This is a genomic window from Dankookia rubra, assembly GCF_004355005.1.
Taxonomy (GTDB): domain Bacteria; phylum Pseudomonadota; class Alphaproteobacteria; order Acetobacterales; family Acetobacteraceae; genus Paracraurococcus; species Paracraurococcus ruber_A.
Map to the genome: position 1 here is coordinate 20105 of NZ_SMSJ01000005.1, position 21310 is coordinate 41414.

Annotated in this window: 20 protein-coding genes; 6 read left to right on the plus strand and 14 right to left on the minus strand. The window is 71.4% G+C overall.

Annotation, left to right across the window (positions count from 1 at the left end; genetic code table 11):
• Nucleotides 1–26 precede the first annotated feature (26 nt).
• The gene (gene bla, locus E2C06_RS05875; RefSeq protein ID WP_133287665.1) at nt 27–863 is read left to right on the plus strand and encodes a class A beta-lactamase; all 837 of its coding nucleotides are present in this window, start codon (nt 27–29) and stop codon (nt 861–863) included.
• Nucleotides 864–934: 71 nt separating this feature from the next.
• Nucleotides 935–2923 (plus strand): DUF4139 domain-containing protein, encoded by a 1989-nt coding sequence (locus tag E2C06_RS05880; RefSeq protein ID WP_133287666.1) that lies wholly within the window; start codon nt 935–937, stop codon nt 2921–2923.
• A 157-nt stretch (nt 2924–3080) separates the two neighbouring features.
• Here the strand turns inward: E2C06_RS05880 and E2C06_RS05885 are convergent, their stop codons facing one another.
• The 8 genes from E2C06_RS05885 to E2C06_RS05920 all read right to left on the minus strand — a co-directional run bounded on the left by E2C06_RS05885 (nt 3081) and on the right by E2C06_RS05920 (nt 10548).
• Nucleotides 3081–4076 carry a D-2-hydroxyacid dehydrogenase gene (locus tag E2C06_RS05885; protein ID WP_133287667.1) on the minus strand — a complete coding sequence of 332 codons (996 nt, stop codon included), beginning with the start codon at nt 4074–4076 and terminating at the stop codon, nt 3081–3083.
• Between the two features lie 5 nt (nt 4077–4081).
• Nucleotides 4082–4867, minus strand: coding sequence for a class II aldolase/adducin family protein (locus E2C06_RS05890; protein WP_133287668.1), 786 nt, complete (start codon nt 4865–4867; stop codon nt 4082–4084).
• Between the two features lie 15 nt (nt 4868–4882).
• Entirely contained in the window at nt 4883–5773 is an 891-nt protein-coding gene (locus tag E2C06_RS05895) for an amidohydrolase family protein (protein WP_133287669.1), read from the minus strand.
• A gap of 72 nt (nt 5774–5845) precedes the next feature.
• Nucleotides 5846–6637, minus strand: a complete 792-nt coding sequence (locus tag E2C06_RS05900) for an enoyl-CoA hydratase/isomerase family protein (RefSeq protein ID WP_133287670.1) — start codon at nt 6635–6637, stop codon at nt 5846–5848.
• A 78-nt stretch (nt 6638–6715) separates the two neighbouring features.
• Nucleotides 6716–6976, minus strand: coding sequence for a hypothetical protein (locus E2C06_RS05905; protein ID WP_133287671.1), 261 nt, complete (start codon nt 6974–6976; stop codon nt 6716–6718).
• A 61-nt stretch (nt 6977–7037) separates the two neighbouring features.
• The gene (locus tag E2C06_RS05910) at nt 7038–8522 is read right to left on the minus strand and encodes a sensor histidine kinase (RefSeq protein ID WP_241671134.1); all 1485 of its coding nucleotides are present in this window, start codon (nt 8520–8522) and stop codon (nt 7038–7040) included.
• Between the two features lie 13 nt (nt 8523–8535).
• Nucleotides 8536–9216 carry a winged helix-turn-helix domain-containing protein gene (locus E2C06_RS05915; RefSeq protein ID WP_133287672.1) on the minus strand — a complete coding sequence of 227 codons (681 nt, stop codon included), beginning with the start codon at nt 9214–9216 and terminating at the stop codon, nt 8536–8538.
• Between the two features lie 177 nt (nt 9217–9393).
• Nucleotides 9394–10548, minus strand: a complete 1155-nt coding sequence (locus E2C06_RS05920; RefSeq protein WP_133287673.1) for a S1C family serine protease — start codon at nt 10546–10548, stop codon at nt 9394–9396.
• Between the two features lie 98 nt (nt 10549–10646).
• On the opposite strand from E2C06_RS05920, the gene phnC reads away from it, so the two are divergent.
• The 4 genes from phnC to phnE (E2C06_RS05940) are packed head-to-tail and all read left to right on the plus strand — an operon-like array spanning nt 10647 to nt 14225.
• Complete coding sequence (gene phnC / locus E2C06_RS05925; RefSeq protein WP_241671135.1) at nt 10647–11468, plus strand: phosphonate ABC transporter ATP-binding protein; 822 nt, start codon at nt 10647–10649, stop codon at nt 11466–11468.
• Nucleotides 11469–11500: 32 nt separating this feature from the next.
• Nucleotides 11501–12490: a phosphate/phosphite/phosphonate ABC transporter substrate-binding protein gene (phnD, locus tag E2C06_RS05930; protein WP_133287674.1), complete on the plus strand. Its 990-nt coding sequence runs from the start codon at nt 11501–11503 to the stop codon at nt 12488–12490.
• 47 nt (nt 12491–12537) lie between these two features.
• Nucleotides 12538–13401 (plus strand): phosphonate ABC transporter, permease protein PhnE, encoded by an 864-nt coding sequence (gene phnE / locus E2C06_RS05935; RefSeq protein WP_133287675.1) that lies wholly within the window; start codon nt 12538–12540, stop codon nt 13399–13401.
• Nucleotides 13398–14225, plus strand: a complete 828-nt coding sequence (gene phnE / locus E2C06_RS05940) for a phosphonate ABC transporter, permease protein PhnE (RefSeq protein ID WP_133287676.1) — start codon at nt 13398–13400, stop codon at nt 14223–14225. Before phnE (E2C06_RS05935) ends, phnE (E2C06_RS05940) begins: the two co-directional genes overlap by 4 nt.
• Before the next feature lie 153 nt (nt 14226–14378).
• On the opposite strand, the gene E2C06_RS05945 is transcribed toward phnE (E2C06_RS05940), so the two are convergent.
• The 6 genes from E2C06_RS05945 to E2C06_RS05970 all read right to left on the minus strand — a co-directional run bounded on the left by E2C06_RS05945 (nt 14379) and on the right by E2C06_RS05970 (nt 21258).
• Complete coding sequence (locus E2C06_RS05945; protein WP_133287677.1) at nt 14379–15773, minus strand: amidase; 1395 nt, start codon at nt 15771–15773, stop codon at nt 14379–14381.
• Between the two features lie 23 nt (nt 15774–15796).
• Nucleotides 15797–16756, minus strand: a complete 960-nt coding sequence (locus E2C06_RS05950) for an NAD(P)H-dependent flavin oxidoreductase (protein ID WP_193560424.1) — start codon at nt 16754–16756, stop codon at nt 15797–15799.
• A gap of 610 nt (nt 16757–17366) precedes the next feature.
• A complete protein-coding gene (locus E2C06_RS05955; protein WP_133287678.1) occupies nt 17367–17594 on the minus strand; it encodes an AbrB/MazE/SpoVT family DNA-binding domain-containing protein in 228 nt (75 codons plus the stop codon).
• 128 nt (nt 17595–17722) lie between these two features.
• On the minus strand, nt 17723–19552 hold the full coding sequence (gene typA / locus E2C06_RS05960; protein ID WP_133287679.1) for a translational GTPase TypA: 1830 nt from the start codon (nt 19550–19552) through the stop codon (nt 17723–17725).
• A 196-nt stretch (nt 19553–19748) separates the two neighbouring features.
• On the minus strand, nt 19749–20129 hold the full coding sequence (locus E2C06_RS05965; protein WP_133287680.1) for a hypothetical protein: 381 nt from the start codon (nt 20127–20129) through the stop codon (nt 19749–19751).
• Between the two features lie 112 nt (nt 20130–20241).
• On the minus strand, nt 20242–21258 hold the full coding sequence (locus E2C06_RS05970; protein ID WP_133287681.1) for an adenosine kinase: 1017 nt from the start codon (nt 21256–21258) through the stop codon (nt 20242–20244).
• Nucleotides 21259–21310 lie beyond the last annotated feature (52 nt).

Here is a 21310-nt window from a genome sequence, read left to right on the forward strand (position 1 = left end):
TCCCCCAATCCGCAGAGAGCCCGCCCATGCCGTCACGCCGCACCCTGCTGGCCGCCCCGCTGCTCGCCCTGGCGCGCCCTGCCCGGGCGGCCGAGGCGCTCGCCGCGCTTGAGGCGCGGCACGGCGGCCGTCTCGGCGTCGCGGTGCTCGACACCGGCAGCGGCCAGCGGCTGGCGCATCGCGCCGGGGAGCGCTTCCCGCTGACCAGCACCTTCAAGTTCCTCGCGGCCGGGCGTGTGCTGGCGCGGGTGGATCGCGGCGAGGAAGGGCTGGACCGCATGGTCGCCTACACGAAGGCCGACCTCGTCACCTACTCCCCTGTGACCGGGCAGCAGGCCGCGATGAGCATCGGCGCGCTCTGCGACGCGGCAGTGACGTTCAGCGACAATACCGCGGGCAACCTGCTGCTCGACAGCTTCGGCGGCCCGGCGGGGCTGACCGCCTGGCTGCGGGGCTTGGGCGACGCGGTCACGCGGCTCGACCGGCGGGAGACGGCGCTGAACGAAGCGCGGCCGGGCGATCCGCGCGACACCACAACGCCGACGGCCATGCTCGGCCTGATGCAGGTTTTGCTGCTGGGCGAGGCACTGGCAGCAGCGTCGCGGGCGCAGCTCGCCGCCTGGCTGGTCGGCTGCCGCACCGGCGACCGGCGGCTGCGGGCGGGGGTGCCGGCCGGCTGGCGGGTCGGCGACAAGACCGGCTCCGGTGAGATCGGCACGGCGAACGACATCGGCATTCTCTGGCCGCCGGGCCGGAGCCCGATCCTGGTGGCGGCCTATTCCACTGGCTCCGCCGCGCCGGAGGAGGCACGCAGCGCCGTGCTGGCGGAGGTCGGGCGGATCGCTGCGGGGCTGGCGGCGTAGCCGACCCGCTGACATCCCTGCCGGCCGGCGGGCGGCGTGATAGGATGCGTTGCCGACTTGCAAGGAAGCCCATGCGCGCGCCCATCCTGCTGACCGCCCTTGCCCTGCCTGCCGCTGCAGCGGACCTGCCGGTGCGCAGCGTCACTCTCTCCAATGCCGGGCTGATGCAGATCGAGCGCGCCGGGGACCTGGCGCCGGAGGCCAGCATCGGCTTCCGCGCCCCGGTCGAGGACGTGGACGACGTATTGAAGTCGCTGCTTCTGCGCGACCCCGGCGGGCGGGTCGAGGACGTGCGGCTGGCGGCGCAGGACCTGCAGGCGGAAGCCTTCCGCGGCCTGCCGCTGAAGCCGGAGGATTTCGGCAGCCGCGCCACGCTGATGGCGGCGCTGCGCGGCCAGGCGGTGGAAGCGGGCGGCGCGAGCGGCCGGTTGATGGACGCCGAGGACACCGAGGCCGGCCTGCGGGTGACGCTGCTGACCGATGGCGGCCTACGGCTGCTGCTGCTGCGGGAAGGCGAGGAGGTCAGGCTGGCCGATGCCGCACTCGCCGCGCAGATCGCCCGCGCGGCAGAGGCGCTTGCGGCCAGCCGCAGCGCCGATATGCGCGGCATTACCATCCGGCTGTCCGGCGCGACGGCGCCGCGCGAGGTCGGGCTGACCTATGTCGCCGCCGCGCCGCTGTGGAAGCCGTCCTGGCGGCTGGTGCTGCCGGACGGGGCCGGGGAGGCGCGGCTGCAGGGCTGGGCGGTGGTGGAGAACCGCTCGGGCACCGATTGGAATAGGGTGCGGCTGTCGCTGGTGTCCGGCAACCCGTCCGCCTTCGCGCAGCCGCTCTATGCCCCTATCCGCGTTGCACGGCCGTTGCTGCCGGTGCGGGCCGCGGAGCGGGTGGAGGTGGCGGCCGATACCGGGGCGCGACCGGCGCTGCCGGAGATGTCGCCGGATATGCGCGCCTCGGTCTCCCGCCGCCTGCCCGCGGCTGCCATGGCCCGCATGGCGGCGCCGGAGCCACCGCCGGCCGAGGCGGCGCAGGCGGTGGCAGAGGCCTCGCCCGGGCGGGTCGCTTTCACCCTGCAGACCCCGGTTTCGATCCGCGGCGGGGAGACGGCGAACCTGCCCTTCCTGGAGGAGAGATTGCCGGCCGAGCGCATCTGGTGGGTGCAGGACGTGAACGTCCGCCATCCGCTGAACGCGGTGCGGCTGACCAATGCCACTGCCCATGTGCTGCCGGATGGCCTGGCCGCGGTCTATGGCGCGACTGGGGCCGAGGCCGGTGCCTGGCTGGGCGATGCCGAGCTACGCGCGGTGGCGCTGGGCGAACAGCGGATCATCGCCTATGCGCGAGACCGCAACGTGCAGATGACCGCCGCGCAGGACGGCAGCGAACGGCCGGTCGGCGTGGCGATGACGCCTGGGGTGGCGCATTTCACCGTGCGGAAGCGACAGGAGGTGGCGCTGGCCATCGACCCGCGCGGGGCGCGCGGCCGGCTGGTGCTGGACCTGCCGCGACGGGGCGAGGCGAAGCCGATCTTCGCGGTCACCGCCGAAGGCGATTTCGGCCTGCGCACCGAGGCCCTGCTGGACGGCAGCGCCACCACGCTGCGCTTTGCCTGGGAACAGACGGTGCGGCAGGAGGTGCCGCTCTGGGATCGTGGCCTCGGCGACCCGGTGCTGCTGCGCTGGCGCGAGATCGACCTGGACCAGGACTGGCGCCGCATGCCCGGCGGCGGCACCGGCCTCGAGACGCTGGAATTCTTGGCGATGCAACTGCCGGCCGAGGCGCCGGGACGCGCGATGCTGCAGGGGACGATCGCCGCCCTGGCGGAGGCAAGGCGCCTGCTGGAGGCGGCACGCGCCGCCATCCGTACCGATACCCTGGCGGAGGCGCAGCTGACCCGCGCCCGTGCTGCGGTGGAGGACCGGACCGGCGCGGCGAAGGAGGACGCCCGGAAACGGTTGAACGAGGCGAGCCAGACCGCCGAGCGTGCCGGCACCGCGGCGGATGCCGCCTGGGAGGCCTGGCAGCGCGCGGTGCAGGCCGTGCTCGCGCAAACGGGCTGACCGGCTGGTGAGCCTTCCGCGAGGTCAAGCAAGGCCTATGGAAAAAGTGTTCCGGCCCCGAACCCCTTTCCGTGAGGCGGGTATCTGCCGCGCGGCGCGTGCCGACCCTTGGAAAGAGATAGGGATTCGGGAGAAATGCCTTTCCTGTTCTTCCTTTTCAGGCGACGGGCTGCGCCACGTTCCTCAGCGGCTCGCCGGTGCGGTAGCGCCGCAGGTTGTCGCAGAAGATCGCCGCCACCCGCGCCGGCAGCCCGTCGGAGGCCGCGGCGCTGTGCGGCGAGACGATGACGTTGGGCAGATTCCAAAAGGGGCTGTCCTGCGGCAGTGGCTCCATCATGAAGACGTCGAGGAAAGCGCCGGCGAGATGGCCGCTGCGCAGTACCGCCAGCAGCGCCGCTTCGTCCACTACGCCGCCGCGGGAGACGTTGATCAGGTGCCGCCCTGGCGGCAGCAGTGCGAGCGCGCGGGCATCGATCAGCCCGCGCGTCGTCTCGGTCAGCGGGCAGGCGAGGAGAAGCCAGTCGGTGCGCGGCAGCAGGTCCGGCAGCGCGGCGAAGCCGGCCACCGCGTCGAAGCCCGGCGGCGGCCCGGCTGCGGCGTCGCGGCGGATGCCGATCGTGCGCAGGCCGAAGGCGCGGCAGAGCCGAGCGATCTCCTGGCCGATCGGGCCTGTGCCGATGATGAGCGCGGCCTGGCCCTCGACCTCGCGCGGCTCGGGCTCGGCATAGAGTGGTTCCCAGGCATGGCGCGCCTGGGCCGCGGCGATGCGGGGGAATTGCCGGGCCAGCGCCAGCAGGCCGGTGACCGCGGTCTGCGCCACCGCCGGCGCGCTGGCGCCGGTGCTGTTGGTCAGCAGCAGGCCGCGCGCCAGCATCTCCTGATAGACCGCCATGTCAGTGCCGGCGGAGAAAGTCTGCACCCAGCGCAGCGCCGGGGCGGCTTTCAGCAGGTCTATGAAGCGGAGGAAACGCGGATTCAGTCGATGCCGCGTGCCACCGACGAAGAGGTCGCGGGTGACGAAGGCGACCTCGATGCCCGCCGCGTCAGGCAGCGCCCCCTCGGGCGCCACCGGCACAAGCTCGGCCTCCGGCACGGCATCCCGGATGCGGCCGCCATGGCGCGCGGCGCCGATATCCGAGATGAGGATCCGCATGATGGCTAGTCGCGGTAGCTCGGGTCGATGCGGTCCAGCTTGCGCAGCAGCGCCGGCCAGTCGAGCACGCCGAAGGGACGGCGGGTCTGCGGCTGGTAGTTCAGCCAAGTCTTCTCGACGACGTCGTCCGGCACCTTGATCATCGGGCTGTTGCAGGACATCGCGGCGATCTGCGTCTTGCAGGACAGTTCCAACCGGTGCAGCGCGTTGAAGCATTCCGGGATGGTGTTGCCGACCGTCAGCAGGCCGTGGTTGCGCAGGATCATCGCATTGTTGTCGCCGAGGTCGCGCACCAGGCGTTCCTGCTCGGACAGGTCCAGCACGACGCCGCTGAAGTCGTGGTAGCTGATCTTGGCGAAGCGCATGCTGGTCTGGGTATTCGGCAGCAGGCCGCATTCGAGCGTCGAGACCGCCATGCCCGGCCAGGTATGGGTGTGGGCGACGCAGGCAATGTCGTGCTTCGCCTTGTGGATCGCCGAGTGGATGACGAAGCCGGCGCGGTTCACGCCGTAGTCGGTGCCGGGGAAGTCGGGCTTCAGCACGACGTTGCCGTCATAATCGATCTTGATGAGCGAGGAGGCGCTGATCTCCTCGTACAGCATGCCGTACGGGTTGATCAGGAAGGTGTCCTCGCCGGGAACGCGGACCGAGACGTGGTTCGCGATCAGGTCGCTCATGTGGTAGAGGTCGACCAGCCGGTAGCAGGCGGCGAGGTCGATGCGGGCCTGCCATTCCTCCGGGCTCACCCGGTGGCGCATGGACGGGATGCGGTATTCAGCGGCGTCGAGCATGTCTCGGGTCCTCCTTCAGAAATCGTAGAGCCGGGCGGCATTGTCGACGAGCACGGCCTGCAGCGTCGCGGCATCGGGGATCCAGCGCGCCAGCGTCTCGGCCAGCGCCGCATCCTCCGACATCGGTCGGTCGAAATAGGCGATATGCGGCCAGTCGGTGCCCCAAACGCAGCGCCCGGCATTCGCCGCCAGCAGCGCCCTCGCATAAGGATCGGCTGCCAGCCAAGGCGCCTCGCCGCCGGTGATGCGGTCGGCGCCGGAGATCTTAGTCCAGGCCCGGCCGTCGCGCAGCAGGTCGCAGAGCAGGCGGAAGCCGGGGTGTTCCGGCGTGTCATGCTCCGTCGAGATGCGGCCCATATGGTCGACGACCAAGTCCATCCCATGGGGCTCGAGTAACGGCAGCGCCTCGGCCAGGTCGCGCGCATGGATCCAGATCTGCAAATGCCAGCCGCGTTCCCTGATGCGGGGCCCGAGTTCCTTCAGGCTGTCATAGCCGACGCCGTTGCGGTAGGTGCGCTCCCCGGCCGCGCCGCGCAGCAGGTTCAGCCTGAGGCCGCGCACGCCGGCCGCGGTCATCTCGTCCAGCGTCCGGTCGGTGGTCTCCGGCGGCAGCACGGCGACGCCGCGGAAGCGGCTGGGATAGCGCCGCAGCGCGTCCAGCATCGCGCCGTTGTCGGTGCCTTGGGCGCTGGCGGTGACGATGACGCCGCGTTCGAAGCCCAAGGCATCGAGATGCGCGACGAAGGCCTCCACCGGCGCCTCGACCGGGGTGTAGCTGCGGTCCTCGGCCAGCGGGAAGCGGTCATAGGGGCCGAAGACATGCACATGGCTGTCACAGGCGCCGGGCGGCACGGCGAAGCCGGGGCGGCGGCCGGGCGGGAAGTAGGGCAGGCAGGGGTGGGTCATCGTCTCAGCGCCCGATCGTGGAGGCAGGCCGTGCGCAGCACGCGGGCTGGAGCGTGAATCGGTCGCGCATCATCATCGCCCCTTGAAGACAGGCTTGCGCTTCTCGGCAAAGGCCGCGGTCGCCTCCCGGTAATCCTCAGTGCCGGCGACGATGCCGGTGCAGCTCGCGGCATAGGTCAGCGCCTCGGCGAAGGAGCTGTTGGCGCCCTGCCGAACCATGCGCTTCATCAGCCGGATGGCAACCGTCGGACCGCTGGCCAGCCGCTCGGCCATTGCCATGCTGTGCGGCAGCAATTCTTCGTCCGGCAGCACCTTGTTGACCAGGCCGATCCGCTCGGCCTCGGCGGCCAAGACGAAGTCGCCGGTCCAGAGCATCTCGAGCGCCTTCGGCGTGCCGATCAGCCGCGGCAGCATCCAGGCGCCGCCATCGCCGGCGACGAAGCCGACCTTGATGTAGCTTTCGGCGAAGCGGGCGCTTTCCGCGGCGAAGCGCAGGTCGCCCATCAGTGCCATGTCCATCCCGGCGCCGGTCGCCGCGCCGTTGACCGCGACGATGTAGGGCTTGTCGAGTTCCTGCAGGGTCAGCGGGATACGGTGGACATGGTTGACCAGGTACTGGCCGCGGTCCCAGGCGGTCTGCCCGCCGGCAGCCACCCGCGCCATGCGCTTGACGTCGCCACCCGAGCAGAAGATCCGCCCCGCCCCGGTCAGCACCACGGCGCGGATCGCGTCGTCGGCGATGCAGACCCGCAAAACCTTCTCCCAGTCCGCCAGCATCTCCAGCGTGAAGGCATTTCCGCTGTCGGGGCGGTTCAAGGTGATGGTGGCGATGCCGCCGGTTGTCTCGAACAGCAATTCGCTCACGGCGCTTCCCCATTCTTTGGGGTAAGCTTAGGGGCGGTCGCCCGACCTCTCAAGCCATGCGGGCGCGCGCGGGGCCGTTCAGGGCGAAAGCTGGGCCGCGCGCACCGCGCGCCGCAGCTTGGCAATGCCGGTGCGGACATGCCCGGTGCCGCAGAGCCGCTCGCCCTCCGCCGCCAAGGTGCGGGAGGGTTCCTGCTGCGCCGCTGGCAGGCCGGCCAGGCGCACCACCAAGCTGTTGCAGTATTCCGGGGTGTCAGTGGTGACGCGCGGGCTCGGCTCCGCCGCGGCGGAAACCACCAGGGCCAGCAGCATCGCAGGGGGCGTCAGGGCAGCCGTCATCGCGGGGCGGAGAGTGCGACCCCGCTCTTGAAGCCGCCGTGGGCGGAACATGACGCTTCGGTCATCCCTGCGGCAGCCGAATCACCACCCGGAGACCGGGTGGCACGCGCTGCGGCACGGCATCCACCAGCGACACCTCGCCGCCATGCAGGTGCGCCACCGCCCGCACCAGCGACAGGCCGAGGCCGGAGCCCGGCGTGGCGCGCGCCTTGTCGGCACGGAAGAAACGCTCCCCGGCATGGGCGCGATCCTCGAGCGACAGACCAGGCCCGTCATCCGCCACGGTGACCTCGATCCCCACCGAGGTCGCCGCGGCCGAGAGCAGCACGGCACCGCCGGACGGCGTGAACTTGATGGCGTTGTCCAGCAGGTTGGCGACCGCCTGCAGCAGCAGGTCGCGATCGCCAACCATCGGCAGGGAGTCCGGCAGGTCGGTCTCCAGCCGCTGTCCACGCGCCTCGGCCGTCGCCTCGTAGATCTCGGCGGCATCCGCCAGCACATGCACCAGGTCGAGCGGCGCGAAGGCCGCCCGGCGGGCGCCCGCCTCGGCCTCGGCGATGCGCAGAAGGGCCTGGAAGATGCGGCTGATGCCGTCCAGGTCGGCGATCCCCTGCTCCACCGTGGCTCGCAGCGATTCCTCGTCCTCCGAGGTCGCCAGCGCGTCCTCGAGCTTGGCGCGGGCCCGGGCGATCGGCGTGCGGAGGTCATGCGCGATGGCGTCGGAGACGCCGCGCACGCCCTCCATCAAGGTCCCGATCCGGTCGAGCATGATGTTCAGCGTTTGCGCGAGACGGTCGAATTCGTCCCCGCTGCCGGACAGCGCGACGCGAGAGGACAGGTCGCCGCCGGCGATCGCCGCCGTCGTGGTGAAGGCCGGCCGCATGCGGGCCTGCAGGGCGTGGCGGATCAGCCAAGCGCCGGCCAGGGCAAACAGCACCACGGCGCCGGAAGCCCAGACCACGCCTTCGGTCAGCAGCCGGCGCAGCTCGGTCCGCTCGGTCTCGTCTCGGCCGACCAGCAGCCGCAGGCCGGGCAGTTCCAGCCGGTGCAGCCGCGCATCCACCGCCAGGCCATCATGCAGCACCCTCGTGCGGAACCAGGGCCCGGTCTCCGGCTGGCCCTTCGGCCAGCTGTCGAGGTTGCCGGCGATCCGCCGGCCGGTGCCGGCTTCCATCATCAGGTAGATGGCCTCGTTCTCGACATCGACCGCCAGCCGTTCCTCGATCGCCTCGACAAGCCCGGTGTTGCCGGCCTCGCGCCAGCGCTCGGACAGGGCGATGGCGTCGGCACGGATGGCGGCATCGGTCTGCCGGTCGAGCGCGCCGGCGGTCGCCCACCACAGCACCGCGACCAGCGCGACCGCGGCACAGGCGAACATGGCGGCAAAGAGTACGGCGAAGCGCAGCCCGGCGCTGCGCAGCAGCCGCGGCGGGCCGAGCGCCAAGCTGGGCGGGCCGGCAACGGGAGCGGACCGCCGCACCCCGAGCCGCCGCCCGAGCCGGGTGGGCAGCGGCATCCCGGGCGCCGGGCGGGCCTTGCCGCTCATGGCGCAGCGCCGGTCAGGGCTCCGCCCGGATCATGTAGCCGGCATTGCGGACGGTGTGGATCAGCGGCTTGTCGAAGCCCTTGTCCAGCTTCTGCCGCAGGCGCGAGACGTGGACGTCGATGACGTTGGTCTGCGGGTCGAAATGGTAGTCCCAGACCTTCTCCAGGAGCATGGTCCGGGTCACCACCTGGCCGGCATGCCGCATCAGGTGCTCCAGCAGGCGGAATTCGCGTGGCTGGACGTCGATTCGCTTCGCCGCCCGGGTGACGGTGCGCGACAGCAGGTCGAGCTCGAGATCGGCGACCCGCAGCTTGGTCGCCGGGGCATCGACCGAGGGACGCCGGCCGAGCGCCTCGACCCGCGCCAGCAGCTCAGCGAAGGCGAAGGGCTTCGTGAGGTAGTCGTCGCCACCGGCCTTGAGGCCCTTCACCTTTTCATCGACCGCCGACAGGGCGGACAGGAACAGCACCGGCGTACGGTTGCCCTGGCTGCGCAGGGTCTCCACCAGCCGCACGCCGTCGACGCCGCCCGGCAGCATGCGGTCGAGCACCAGCATGTCGAATTGCTCCGAGGCCGCGAGGAAGAGCCCGTCGCGGCCATTGGTCGCATGCTCGACCGTATGACCGGCCTCCTGCAGGCCCTTGCGCACGAAGCGCGCGACCTCGGCATCGTCCTCGACCAGCAGAATCCGCATCGTGTCCTGTCCTCGTCCGGTCCCGGATGGCACGATCCGCGCGACCCGGTGCGCGGGGATCGATCCTGGGCCGATCCTGTCATTCCTGCCCCCGAACCGGTTACCGCCGGCTGCCGGGCGCATTGATTCTACACCATGAGCGCTCCGCGCGGGACCACAACCGCCCGCAGCCCAGCCTTATCCGGCGCTCGGCCGCCGGCCGACCTGCACCGGCAGGTCGCGCTCCCGTCCCTCCCGCACCACCGTCAGGCGCAGGGTCTGGCCGGGCGGGATGGCGGCGACGGTGCGGACCAGCGCGCGGGAGGTCTCCACCCGGTCGCCGTTGATCGCCACCACCAAATCGCCCTGACGCAGTCCGGCGCGGCCTGCCGGGCTGTTGCGCTCGATCCCGGCGATCATCACGCCGCGGCGACCGGCGCGGCCATCCTCCGGCACGATGTCCTGCACCGAGACGCCGAGCCAGCCGCGCTCCACCCGCCCGTCCCGCTTCAGCTGCTCGATCACTGGCCGGGCCAGGTCGGACGGGGTGGCGAAGCCAATTCCGGCCGAGGCGCCGGAGGGGGAGTAGATCGCGGTGTTGATGCCGATCACCTCCCCGGCCGGGTTGAACAGCGGCCCGCCGGAATTGCCGGGATTGATCGCGGCATCGGTCTGGATGAAGTCGTCGAAGGGGCCGGCACCGATCTCCCGCCCGCGGGCGGAGATGATGCCGGCGGTGACCGTGCCGCCGAGGCCGAAGGGATTGCCCGCAGCCAGCACCCAGGACCCGACCCGGGCGGCGGAGGACGACCCCCAGGGCACCGCCACCATTGGCCCGCGCGGCTCGACCTTCAGCAGCGCCAGATCGGTCAGCTCGTCCGTCCCGACCACCCGCGCCGTCAGTTCCGAGCCGTCCTGCAGCGCCACCACCACCTTGCTGGCATTGCCGACAACATGGTTGTTGGTGACGATATAGCCGGCCGGGTCGATGACGAAGCCACTGCCGGCGCCCATCACCTCCTGCCGCCGGTTGCGCTGGCGGTCGCGAAAATAGCGCTCGAACGGGGTGCCGCGCAGTTCGGGCGGGATCTCCGCCCGCTGCTCCGAGGTGACGGCAATGTTGACCACGGCGGGCTGCACCCGCTCCGCTAGGTCGGCAAAGTCGGCGACGAGGGCGCCGCGCTGCGCCGCGGCGGGGGCGCAGGCGGCGAGCGGCAGCAGCGGGGCGGCAAGCAGCAGGGTGGTGGCGGCCAGGCCGAGCCTGCGGCGCGGCAGCGGGGCGGAAGGCAGGATGGCGATCCTCGATGGGGGCGGCGACGAAAACGGTCTCAGTGCAATTCTGGGCGGATGCATGCGGCTGTTCAACCCGCCTGACCAGGGCTTGACGAGATCGACCCGGCGATCGCGCGGCCGGGGTTCGCCGGCGGGCGGATCTGGGGTAACCCGGACGGATGGAGGCTTCCTCGGCAACGATGCTGGAATTGCAGGCGCTGACGCGGCGCTTCGACACGACCACGGCGGTGGACGGGGTCAGCCTCACCGTCCCGGCCGGGCAGATGCTAGGCATCATCGGCCGCTCAGGCGCCGGCAAGTCCACCTTGCTGCGGCTGGTGAACCGGCTCGTCGAGCCCAGCGCCGGGCGCATCCTGGCCGAGGGACGCGACGTCACCGCGCTGCACGGGTGGGCGCTCAGGGCCTGGCGGCGGGACTGCGCCATGGTCTTCCAGCAATTCAACCTGGTGCAGCGGCTGGATGTGCTGACCAATGTCCTGGTCGGTCGGCTGGCGCACCAGCACGGATTGCGCCGTGCCTTGGTCCTGCTGACCGGCACCTTCTCCGCGGCGGAGCGTGCCATGGCGCTGGCCGCGCTCGACCGCTTCGGCCTGGCCGAGGTGGCGCTGCAGCGGGCCGAGACGCTCTCGGGTGGCCAGCAGCAGCGGGTCGCGCTTTGCCGCGCCCTGATGCAGGCACCAAGGCTGATCCTGGCGGATGAGCCGATCGCCTCGCTCGACCCGATGAATGCCAGGGCGGTGATGGAGGCGCTGCGCCAAGTGAACCGGGCGGAGGGGATCACCGTGCTGGTCAACCTGCACCACCTCGACACCGCGCGCGAATACTGCGACCGGATCCTGGCGATGCAGGCCGGGCGGGTGGTCTTCGACGGGCGGCCGGAGGCGCTGGACGCCGCCCGGGTGCGCGACGTCTACGGCATCACCGAGGCCGAGTTCGCCGCCGAGGCCGCGGCTGCCCAGCAACGCGCGGCGGTGGCATGATCCAGGCGCCTTTCCGGACGAGGACCCGCACCATGACCACGCGTCGCGCCCTCGGCGCCCTGCTCACCGCCAGCCTCGGCTCCCCCGTGCTGGCGCAGACAGCGCGGCCGCCACGGCGCAGCCTCGACCCCGATATTGCCTTCCCCGAGGCCGGGCCGCGTGCCTGGGGGGCGCAGATGAAGCAGGTCCGCATCGGCCTTCTGGGCGGGGAGAACGAGTCCGACCGGCTCGGCCGCTTCGGCCCCTACCGCGACCTGATCGAGACGACCTTCAAGGTCCCGGCACGGCTCTACCCCGCCAGCGACTATGCCGGGGTGATCCAGGCCTTCGGGGCGAAGCAGCTTGACATCGCCAACATGTCCCCGGCCGCCTATGCCGCCGCCTGGGTCGACACGAATGGCGGCGTCGAGCCCTTGCTGACCACCGAGGAGGCTGACGGCTCCATCAGCTATGTCGCGGTCATGCTGGTGCGGGCCGACAGCGGCATCCGGACGCTGGAGGACATGCGCGGCAAGGCGATGGCCTGGTCCGACCCCAACTCGGCCAGCGGCTACCTGATCCCGCGCTTCGCGCTGCGTCGTCAGGGGGTGAACCCCGAGCAGTACTTCAGCCGCACCGGCTTCGCCGGCGGACACGAGCAGGCGATCATCGCCGTGGTGCAGAAGCAGTACGATGCCGCGGTCACCTGGGCGTCCGGCCAGGGCGACGTCAATGCCGGCTATACCCGCGGCACCCTGCGGGCAATGGTCGAGAAGGGACTGCTCGACATGCACCAGATGCGGGTGATCTGGACCTCGGCCCCCATCATCAACGGCCCGCAGACCGTCCGCACCGACCTGCCGGATGCCTTCAAGGAGGACATGCGGCTGTTTCACCTGGCCCTGCCCAAGGCGCATCCCGACATCTACCGGCAGATCGAGCGCGGCGGCGGCGCCGGCTACCGGGAAGTCACCCACCAGGACTACGCTTTCATGGTGGAGATGCGGAAGCAGGAGGCGGTGGAGCGCCGGCGGCGCAACTGAGCGCGTCCGATGGCCGGGGGACTAAATCGGCCGCGCCGCCAGCCGACGTGATCGCCCGCGGCGAAGCCGTCTACCAGGGGACGTTGCGGCAGCGCCGCCTCGCCACGCTGGTCGGCCTCGCGCTCCTGCTCGCCTGCCTGCTGGCCGCCGCCTGGGTGAGCGAGGTGCGGCCGACGACCCTGGCCGAGGGCCTGCCCCGCGCCGGCGAGTACTTCGAGAAGCTGCTGCCGACGCTGCGCTGGGCCACGCTCCTCGCGGACAGCGAAACCGAGGGCAGCCTCGCCGCCTGGTTCTACCGGCTCGATTCCTGGGCTTGGCTGCTGTTCGAGACCGCCAACATGGCGGCCCTCGCCACGCTGATGGGCGTCGCCGCCGGGCTGCTGCTGGCCTTTCCCGCCGCCCGCAACCTCGGCGCCGGCACGGTCGCGGTGCAGCTTGCCCGGCGCGGCATGGAGGCGATGCGGACGGTGCCCGAGATCGTCTTCGCGCTGATCCTGGTCTGGGCCTTCGGCGTCGGTCCGCTGGCCGGCATCCTGGCCATCGCGCTGCACACGGCCGGGGCCTGCGGCAAGCTCTTCGCGGAATCCATCGAGAATACCGGGCTCGGCGCCTGGGACGGCGTATGGTCGGCGGGCGGGTCCTGGCCGCAGGCCTGCCGCTTCGCCATCCTGCCGCAGGTGGCGCCCAACCTGCTGAGCTACGCGCTGCTGCGGTTCGAGATCAACCTGCGCTCGGCCAGCGTCATCGGCTTCGTCGGCGGCGGTGGGATTGGGCAGGAACTCTACACCGTCATCGCGCAGAACTACTACGAGGAGATCAGCGCCATCGTGCTGCTGATCCTGCTCGCGGTCGCCAGCATCGACCTGCTGTCGGAGCGGCTGCGGCACGCCGTGATCGGGCGGCTGGCATGAGTAGGGCGGATGTCGCCGCCTGGCGTGCGCGGCTGCCCGCCGCCTTCGGCTCCGCGCCACGCACCCGGCTGCTGCGCGGGCTCGGCGCCGCGCTCTTCCTGCTCTGGCTCAGTTGGGCGCTGGCACAGTTCGGCTTCACGCCGCGGCGGCTGTGGAACGGGCTGGAGGGCCTCGCCACCATCCTGCGGCTGATGGTGCCGCCCTCGCCCGGCGCGCAATGGGCCGAGATCCTGCAGGGGTTGGCGGAAAGTATCGCCATGGCCTTCCTCGGCACCTGCGTCGCGGCGCTGGTCGCCGTGCCGCTCGGCTTCCTCGGCGCCGGCAACGTGGTCACGGCCTGGGCGCTGCGCTTCTCCGTCCGCCGGCTCTTCGACGGCTTCCGCGGCATCGACCAGCTGATCTGGGCGCTGGCCTATGTGCGGGCGGTCGGGCTCGGGCCGCTGGCCGGGGTGCTGGCCATCGCCACCGCCGACATCGCGGTGCTGGCCAAGCTCTATGCCGAGGCGATCGAGAGCATCGAGCCTCGCCAGGTCGAGGGCGTGACGGCGGCCGGCGGTGGCTGGGCGGAGCGACTCCGCTTCGGCGTGCTGCCGCAGGTGCTGCCGGTGATGTTGTCCCAGGCGCTGTACTTCTTCGAAAGCAATACGCGCTCCGCGGCGATACTCGGCGTGGTCGGGGCGGGCGGGATCGGGCTGCAGATTTCGGAGCGCATCCGGGTCAGGGCCTGGGACGAGGTGGCCTTCATCATCCTGCTGATGGTGGTGATCGTCGCCACCATCGACTGGCTTTCCGCCAGACTGCGGAAGCGGCTGATCGGCGGGTGACGCCGTCCTCTCCGGGCCTCCCCTGCCAATGGCCGAGAGGCGCTTGGAACCCTACGGCGGTTTGCGTTCAAAGGTGACCGCGGCACCGCTGTGGGTCTTTGTTTTCATGCCGGATTCAGGCGTCCGGGCGTTCAAGCCCTCCCGCCATCCGCTCTAGAGTTCGGGCCAGCGGTCGGCCCAGGGGCGGGCTGCTTCCCACTCGGCGGCCATGGCGCAGAGCAGGCCATCCGCGCCGGAGGAGCCGACCAGTTGGAAGCCGATCGGCAGGCCCGCCTCGGACGCTTGGCAGGGCAGCGCGATGCCGGGCAGGCCGGCTAGGTTGGCGAAGTTGGTGAACAGCGCATGGCCGCGCGGGCCGACCGGCTGGCCGTCGATCAAGGGCGGCGCCACCTGTTCGGCCGGCCAGGGCAGCGCCGCGGCGGCAGGCGTCAGGATCAGATCCCAGGCGCCGAAGAACCCCGCCATCCGCCGGCGGAAACCGGCGATGCCGTCGACCGCGGCGAAGATCGCCTGCGGCGCCAGAGCCCGGCCCGCCGCCGCCATCTCCCGCAGCATCGGCGCCGCTGGCTCCCCGCCCCGCTCGGCCAGCAGCCAGGCGAGCCCGGCCTGGCTGATCGGGGCGAACAGTGCGTTCAACTCGTCCAGCGTGAAGGGTGCTTCGCCTTCCTCCACGTGATGCCCGAGGCCGCCGAGTTGCGCCGCGGCGATTGTGGTGCTGGTGGCGATCTCCGGATCCACCGGATTGCGGCCGAGGCGGGGCACGAACAGGATCCGCTGGCGCGGCGCGCGCGGCGGCACAGTGAAGGCCGGCATGGCGCGGCATGCGGGATCGCGCGCATCGGGCGGCGACAGCAGCGTCAGCAGCGCCACCAGGTCGGCCGTGGTCCGGGCAATCGGGCCGATCTGCTCGAGGTCGAGCAGGATCGCCGGCAGCCCGTCGCAGCGCGGAACCCGGCCGATCGAGGGCTTCAGCCCGACCAGCCCGGCATGGCTCGCCGGCCGGCGGATCGACCCGCCGCCATCGGTCCCGAGCGCCAGCGGCCCCAGCCCCGCGGCCACCGCCGCCACCGCCCCGCCGGAGGAGCCGCCCGGGGTCAGTGCGGTTTTCCAAGGATTGCGGGTGACGCCGTAGACGGTGTTGTCGGTATAGCCCTGCAGGGTGAATTCCGGGACGTTGGTCTTACCCAGCACGACCATGCCGGCCGCGCGGGCGCGCGCCACCGGCAACTCGTCCAGTTCCGGCACGTAGTCGCGGAAGATCGGGCTGCCCCAGGCGCAGGGCAGGCCGGCGACAGTGATGTTGTCCTTCACCGTAACCGGCACGCCATCCAGCGGCGAGAGCGGCGTGCCGGCCCGCCAGCGTGCCTCGCTTGCCCGCGCCGCGGCCCGGGCGCCGACCTCGTCCAGGGCGACAATGGCATTCAGCCGCGGGTTCAGCCGGCCGATCCGTGCCAGGATGGCCTCCAGCGCCTCCACCGGCGACAGCGAGTGGCGGGCGAAACGGCCGGCCAGGGTGGTGGCCGGCAGCAGGGCGGGATCGCTGGGCATGGAGGAGGCTCCAGTCGGGGCGGTCAGGGGAAGCAGCCGCGCAGGCGGGCCAGGCCCTCGGCCGCCTCGGCCGCCATCCGCGCAACCACCTCGCCGGCGGTCTCGACCCGGTCGAACAGCCCGACGCATTGCCCGGCCCAGACATAGCTGCCCGCGAGGTCGCCATCATCCGTGCCGCGCGCATTCATGGCGCCGGCGATCATCGCCACGATCTCCGCCTGCGGCGCGCCGGCCGCCTCGGCGGCGGTGATCGCCTCGGCATGCCGGCTGCGCAGCACGCGACCGGGCATCCCGAGCGTCCGCTTGATGATCATGGTGTCGCCCGGCGCCGCCGCAGCCAGCGCCTGCTTGTAGGTGTCATGCGCATGGGCCTCGGCAGTGGCCACGAACCGGGTGCCCATCTCGACGCCCTCGGCGCCGAGCGCGAGCGCCGCCAGCAGCCCGACCCCGGTGGCGATGCCGCCCGAGGCGAGGACCGGGATCTTCACCGCGGCCACCACGCGCGGGACCATCACCATCGTGGTCTCGTCGGACCGGCCGATATGGCCGCCACCCTCGTAGCCCACGGTCGCCACCATGTCGGCGCCGACCGCCTCGGCCTTCCGCGCCAGCTCCGGCCCCGCGGTCAGCACCAGCGTCTTTGCCCCGGCCTCCTGGCAGCGGCGGATATAGGGGGCGGGGTTGCCGGCGGTCAGCGCGATGATGCCGACGCCTTCCTCCAGCGCCGTTTCCAGCCCCGGCCAGATGTCCTGCCGTCCGATCGGGAAGTTCACCGCGAAGGGCTGCGAGGTTAGTTCACGGCAGCGCCTGATCTCCGCCCGCAGCGCCTCCGGCCCGTTGAGCCCGGCCGAGGCGATCTGCCCGAGGCCGCCGGCATTGGACACGGCCGCGGCCAGCGGGGCGGTGGCGACCCGGGCCAAGCCACCCTGGACGATGGGGTAGCGGATGCCGAGCAGGCGGGTGACGCGGGTTTTGATCTGCAACGGCATGGCATCCCCGGGCGGCTGTTTGCCACAGCCTAACCCGGGCGGCCGGCGCTGGGCAGCCGCCGGCGCGGCAGGCGAAGATCCTGCCACCGATGCGCCTGCAGCTCCGTCGCAGCCGAGCGGGGTTGCAGCAATCCGCGACCGCGCGATGTCCGGGAGCAGACCCTTGCGACGCACGCTTGCCGCCGGGTCTTCGGCACCCTTCGGTCCGTCCTGGGCGGCTGCGGCAGCGCCGTGCTGGCCGCATCGCCCAGCGAGAGGCGCTGCCGACAGAAGCCCACCAGCAGCCGGCCGGCCCGGGCACCCTCGGCGCGGCGAAGCCGATCACCGGCAGCGACAACTCCTCGGGCCGAGCGGAAGCGCGGGCCGGGGCGAGGCCAGGCCGGGCGGCCGGTTCGATCACCTCGGCCAGGTTCACCGCGCCGATCGCCGCCACGTCCAGCCCCGCCTCCTCCCCGACTGCTCGAAGACCAGGGCCAGCAGGGCGCCGACATCCGCCACCGGCAGCAGAAGACCAAGCGACACTATATCGAATGTCGCTGGACATCATCGGGTTTATGGCAGACCGCGACGCCACGGCATGACGCCGCCATCGGTCTTCCCGCTGCTACTCGATCTCGGCCAAGCGGCGCCGCAGCCCCTGCCGCACCCCGCGCAACCGGCGCAGCAGGGTCGGCGCGGCGATGCCGTGCAACTCCTCCCCCACCGCCCGTAGCAGGATCTGGCTGCCGGCGGTCAGGCCCAGTTGCAGGCGCAGCGCCTTCGGCACGGTGATCCGACCCTTCGCATCCACCCGGGCCCGCAGCATCCGCGGCGCATTCGGCAGCCTTGCCATTCCATCCACATCCGATCCGACCTGGCCGGCTTACGCCGCCTCCCGACCCGGATGCAACAGGATCCGGATACGACAACGGCGCCCTGCAAGGCAGGGCGCCGCTGGAACTCGCTACCGGTCCGGCAGCCTCAGGCGGCCTGGCTCTCCGACCGCTTCGCATGCTTCTTGCGCTCATGCGGATCGAGGTATCGCTTGCGCAGCCGGATGGCGCCCGGCGTCACCTCGACAAGCTCGTCGTCCTCGATATAGGCAATGGCCTGCTCCAGGCTCATCCGCCGCGGCGGAGTCAGCAACAGCGCCTCATCCTTGCCGGCGGCACGGATGTTGGTGAGCTTCTTCTCCTTGATCGGATTCACGTCGAGGTCGTTCTCGCGCGAATGCTCGCCGAGGATCATGCCCTCGTAGACCTTGACCCCCGGGTCGACGAAAAGCGTCCCGCGCTCCTGCAGGTAGAACAGCGCATACTGGATCGCCTCGCCCGGTTCGGAGGAGATCAGGCTACCGTTGCGGCGGCCCGGGATCACCCCGGCCCAAGGGCGATAGCCCAGGAAGAGCCGGTTCATCAGCCCGGTGCCGCGGGTGTCGGTCATGAACTCGCCGTGGTAGCCGATCAGGCCACGGGACGGGATCTCGAAGGTAATGCGGATCTTGCCGCCGCCGGACGGCCGCATGTCCTGCATCACGCCCTTGCGGATCGACAGCTTCTCGACGACCACGCCCGAATAGCCTTCGTCGACGTCGACGAGCACTTCCTCGTAGGGCTCCTCGCGCTCGCCGGTCTCCTCGTTCTGCCGGGTCAGCACGCGCGGGCGGCCGATCGTCAGCTCGAAGCCCTCGCGGCGCATCTGCTCGATCAACACGCCGAGCTGGAGCTCGCCGCGGCCGGCCACCTCAAAGGCATCGACCTCGTCGGACACCTTCACCTTGATGGCGACGTTGCCTTCGGTTTCCTTGAAGAGACGGTCGCGGATCTGCCGCGACGTGACCTTCTTGCCCTCGCGGCCGCCGAGCGGGCCGTCGTTGATGCGGAAGGTCATCGCCAGGGTCGGCGGGTCGACCGGGATGGCGTGCAACGGCTCCGACACTTCCGGCGCGCAGATGGTGTCCGGGATCGTCGCGTCGGACAGGCCGGCGATGGCGATGATGTCGCCCGCCTGCACCTCATCGACCGGCACGCGGTCGAGGCCGGAGAAGGTCATCAGCTTGGTCAGCCGGCCCGTCTCCACCTGGCTGCCGTCCTGGCGCAGCACCTTCACCGGCATGTTGATCCGGCCGATGCCCTGCTCGACACGGCCGGTCAGGATGCGGCCGAGGAAGTTGTCGGCCTCGAGGATCGCAGCATTCATCGCGAAGGGCTTGTCGAGCTCGACCTTCGGCGGCGGCACGTGCGACAGGATCAGGTCGAACATCGGCGAGAGGTCCTTGCGGGCCCCCTCGAGCTCCATGTCGGCCCAGCCCTGGCGGCCGGAGGCGAACATGGTGTGGAAGTCGAGCTGCTCATCCGTCGCGCCGAGCGCGGCGAAGAGATCGAAGACCTCGTTGTGGACCTCGTCGGCGCGGGCGTCCTGGCGGTCCACCTTGTTGATGACGACGATCGGCTTCAGCCCGCGGGCCAGCGCCTTGGTCAGCACGAACTTGGTCTGGGGCAGCGGGCCCTCGGCCGCGTCGCACAGAACGATCGCGCCGTCCACCATCGACAGAATGCGCTCGACCTCGCCACCGAAATCGGCGTGGCCGGGGGTATCGACGATGTTAATCTTGACACCCTTCCACTCGACGGCCGTGGACTTGGCGAGGATGGTGATACCGCGCTCGCGCTCCAGGTCGTTGCGGTCAAGCGCGCGCTCGGCCACGTGCTGGTTTGCGCGGAAGGCGCCGGCCTGCTTCAGGAGGTTGTCGACCAGCGTCGTCTTGCCATGGTCGACATGCGCGATGATCGCGACGTTGCGGATTTCCATACGGGGTGGTTCCCTGGGCGCCGCAACGCAGAACGACGCGGCCCGGTCGCAGGAGGCGACGGGCACGTGCGGCGCAGGCAGGCGGCATGTTGCGGCGCACAGATAGGATGCCGGCGCCGGAAAAGCGAGCCTTGAATGCCGCAGGGCAGCCGGAACCTGCGCGCAGGGCGGGGCCCTCGGGCCCCGCCCCCTTCGATTATCGCCGGTTGGTGCGGTCGCCCGGCATTACCGCCGTGCCGCCGGGAGCTTCCTGCCTGGCGCCGGAACTGGCGCTCGGGTCGGGGGCACCGCGGCCGCCACTCGGCGCCAAGGGCACCGCGGCGCCCTGGGCGGGCTGCTGGCTGCGGCCCTGCATGTTCTGCGGCGTGCTGCCTAGGTTGCCGGCCGCGGGCGAGCCGGGCGTGGCGCTGGTCAGGCCGCCGGTGCCGCCGCTGTCGGCGCCCGAGCCGCCCTGGGCCAGGACAATGAAGCCGGACCGGTCGGACGCCTCGTCCAGGTTGCCGCCACAGGTGGCAAAGGCAGGTGTGGCAAGCAGCACCGCGCCGAGCGCGGTGGCAATGAGTTCGGTTCGACGCATGGGGTCTCTCTCATCCGGGGGCGGGCCCGGCCCGCCATCTCCCAGTGAGCGGCCCTGACCGGATCCGAAGCGCCCGAGGATTTTTCGCGTCCCCGTTGCGTTCCGGCCCGCGTCAACCCAACACGGCAGAGACCGGCCGGTTCCCCGTGCCGGCAACGATCAGGGCCTTCACATCACCCTGCGGGCGGGCACCAAAATGCGAGATCACCTCGGCCGCCGCGGCCGAGCCCCAGCGGCCGCACTCCGGCAACGCCAAGCTTCGGGTATAGGCGGCGAGGAAGCCGGCCGCATAGGCATCACCGGCACCGGTCGTGTCCACCACCTTGGTCGGCACCGCGGCAACCTCGTGCCGTGCCTCGCCAGCGATGATTGTGCTGCCGGCGGCGCTGCGGGTCAGCGCCGCCAGCGCCACCTCGCCCCGGGCCAGCTCGGCCGCCGCCTCGAAATCCTCGGTCTCGTAGAGCGCCAGAATTTCGCTCTCGTTGGCGAAGAGGATATCGACCTCCTCCCGCACCAGCTTGCGGAAGGCCTGACGGTGGCGCTGCACGCAGAAGGCATCCGACAGGCTGAGCGCCACCTGGCGGCCATGCCGGTGGGCGATGCGCGACGCCTCCATAAAGGCCGCCTGCGCCGCCGGCGGGTCGAACAGGTAGCCTTCCATATAGAGGACCTTGGCGCGGGCCACCTCGGCCTCGTCCACGTCGGCAGCCGAGAAATCGACGCAGGCACCAAGGAAGGTGTTCATGGTCCGCTGCGCGTCGGGCGTCACCAGGATCAGGCAGCGGGCGGTGGGCGCCCCCCCTTCCAGCGGGCGGGTGGGGAAATGAACGCCGGCGGCGCGGATGTCGTGCGCGAAGACCCGGCCGAGCTGGTCGTCCGCCACCTTGCCGAGGAAGCCGACCCGGGCGCCCAGCGCCGCCGCCACCGCGCAGGTATTGCCGGCCGAGCCGCCCGAGCTCTCGGTGCCCGGCCCCATCGCGGCATAGAGCGCCTCCGCCTCCTCCGGCCCGACCAGGCGCATGGCACCCTTGGCCAGGTTGCGGTCCTCGAGGAAGCCGTCCTCGGCACGGGCCAGCACGTCGACGATGGCGTTGCCGATGCCGAGGATATCGAGGGTGGGCTCGCTCATGTCGGTCGCGACCTCATGGGGTTGGCTGGCGTTGCGGGCGGGGTGTGGACCG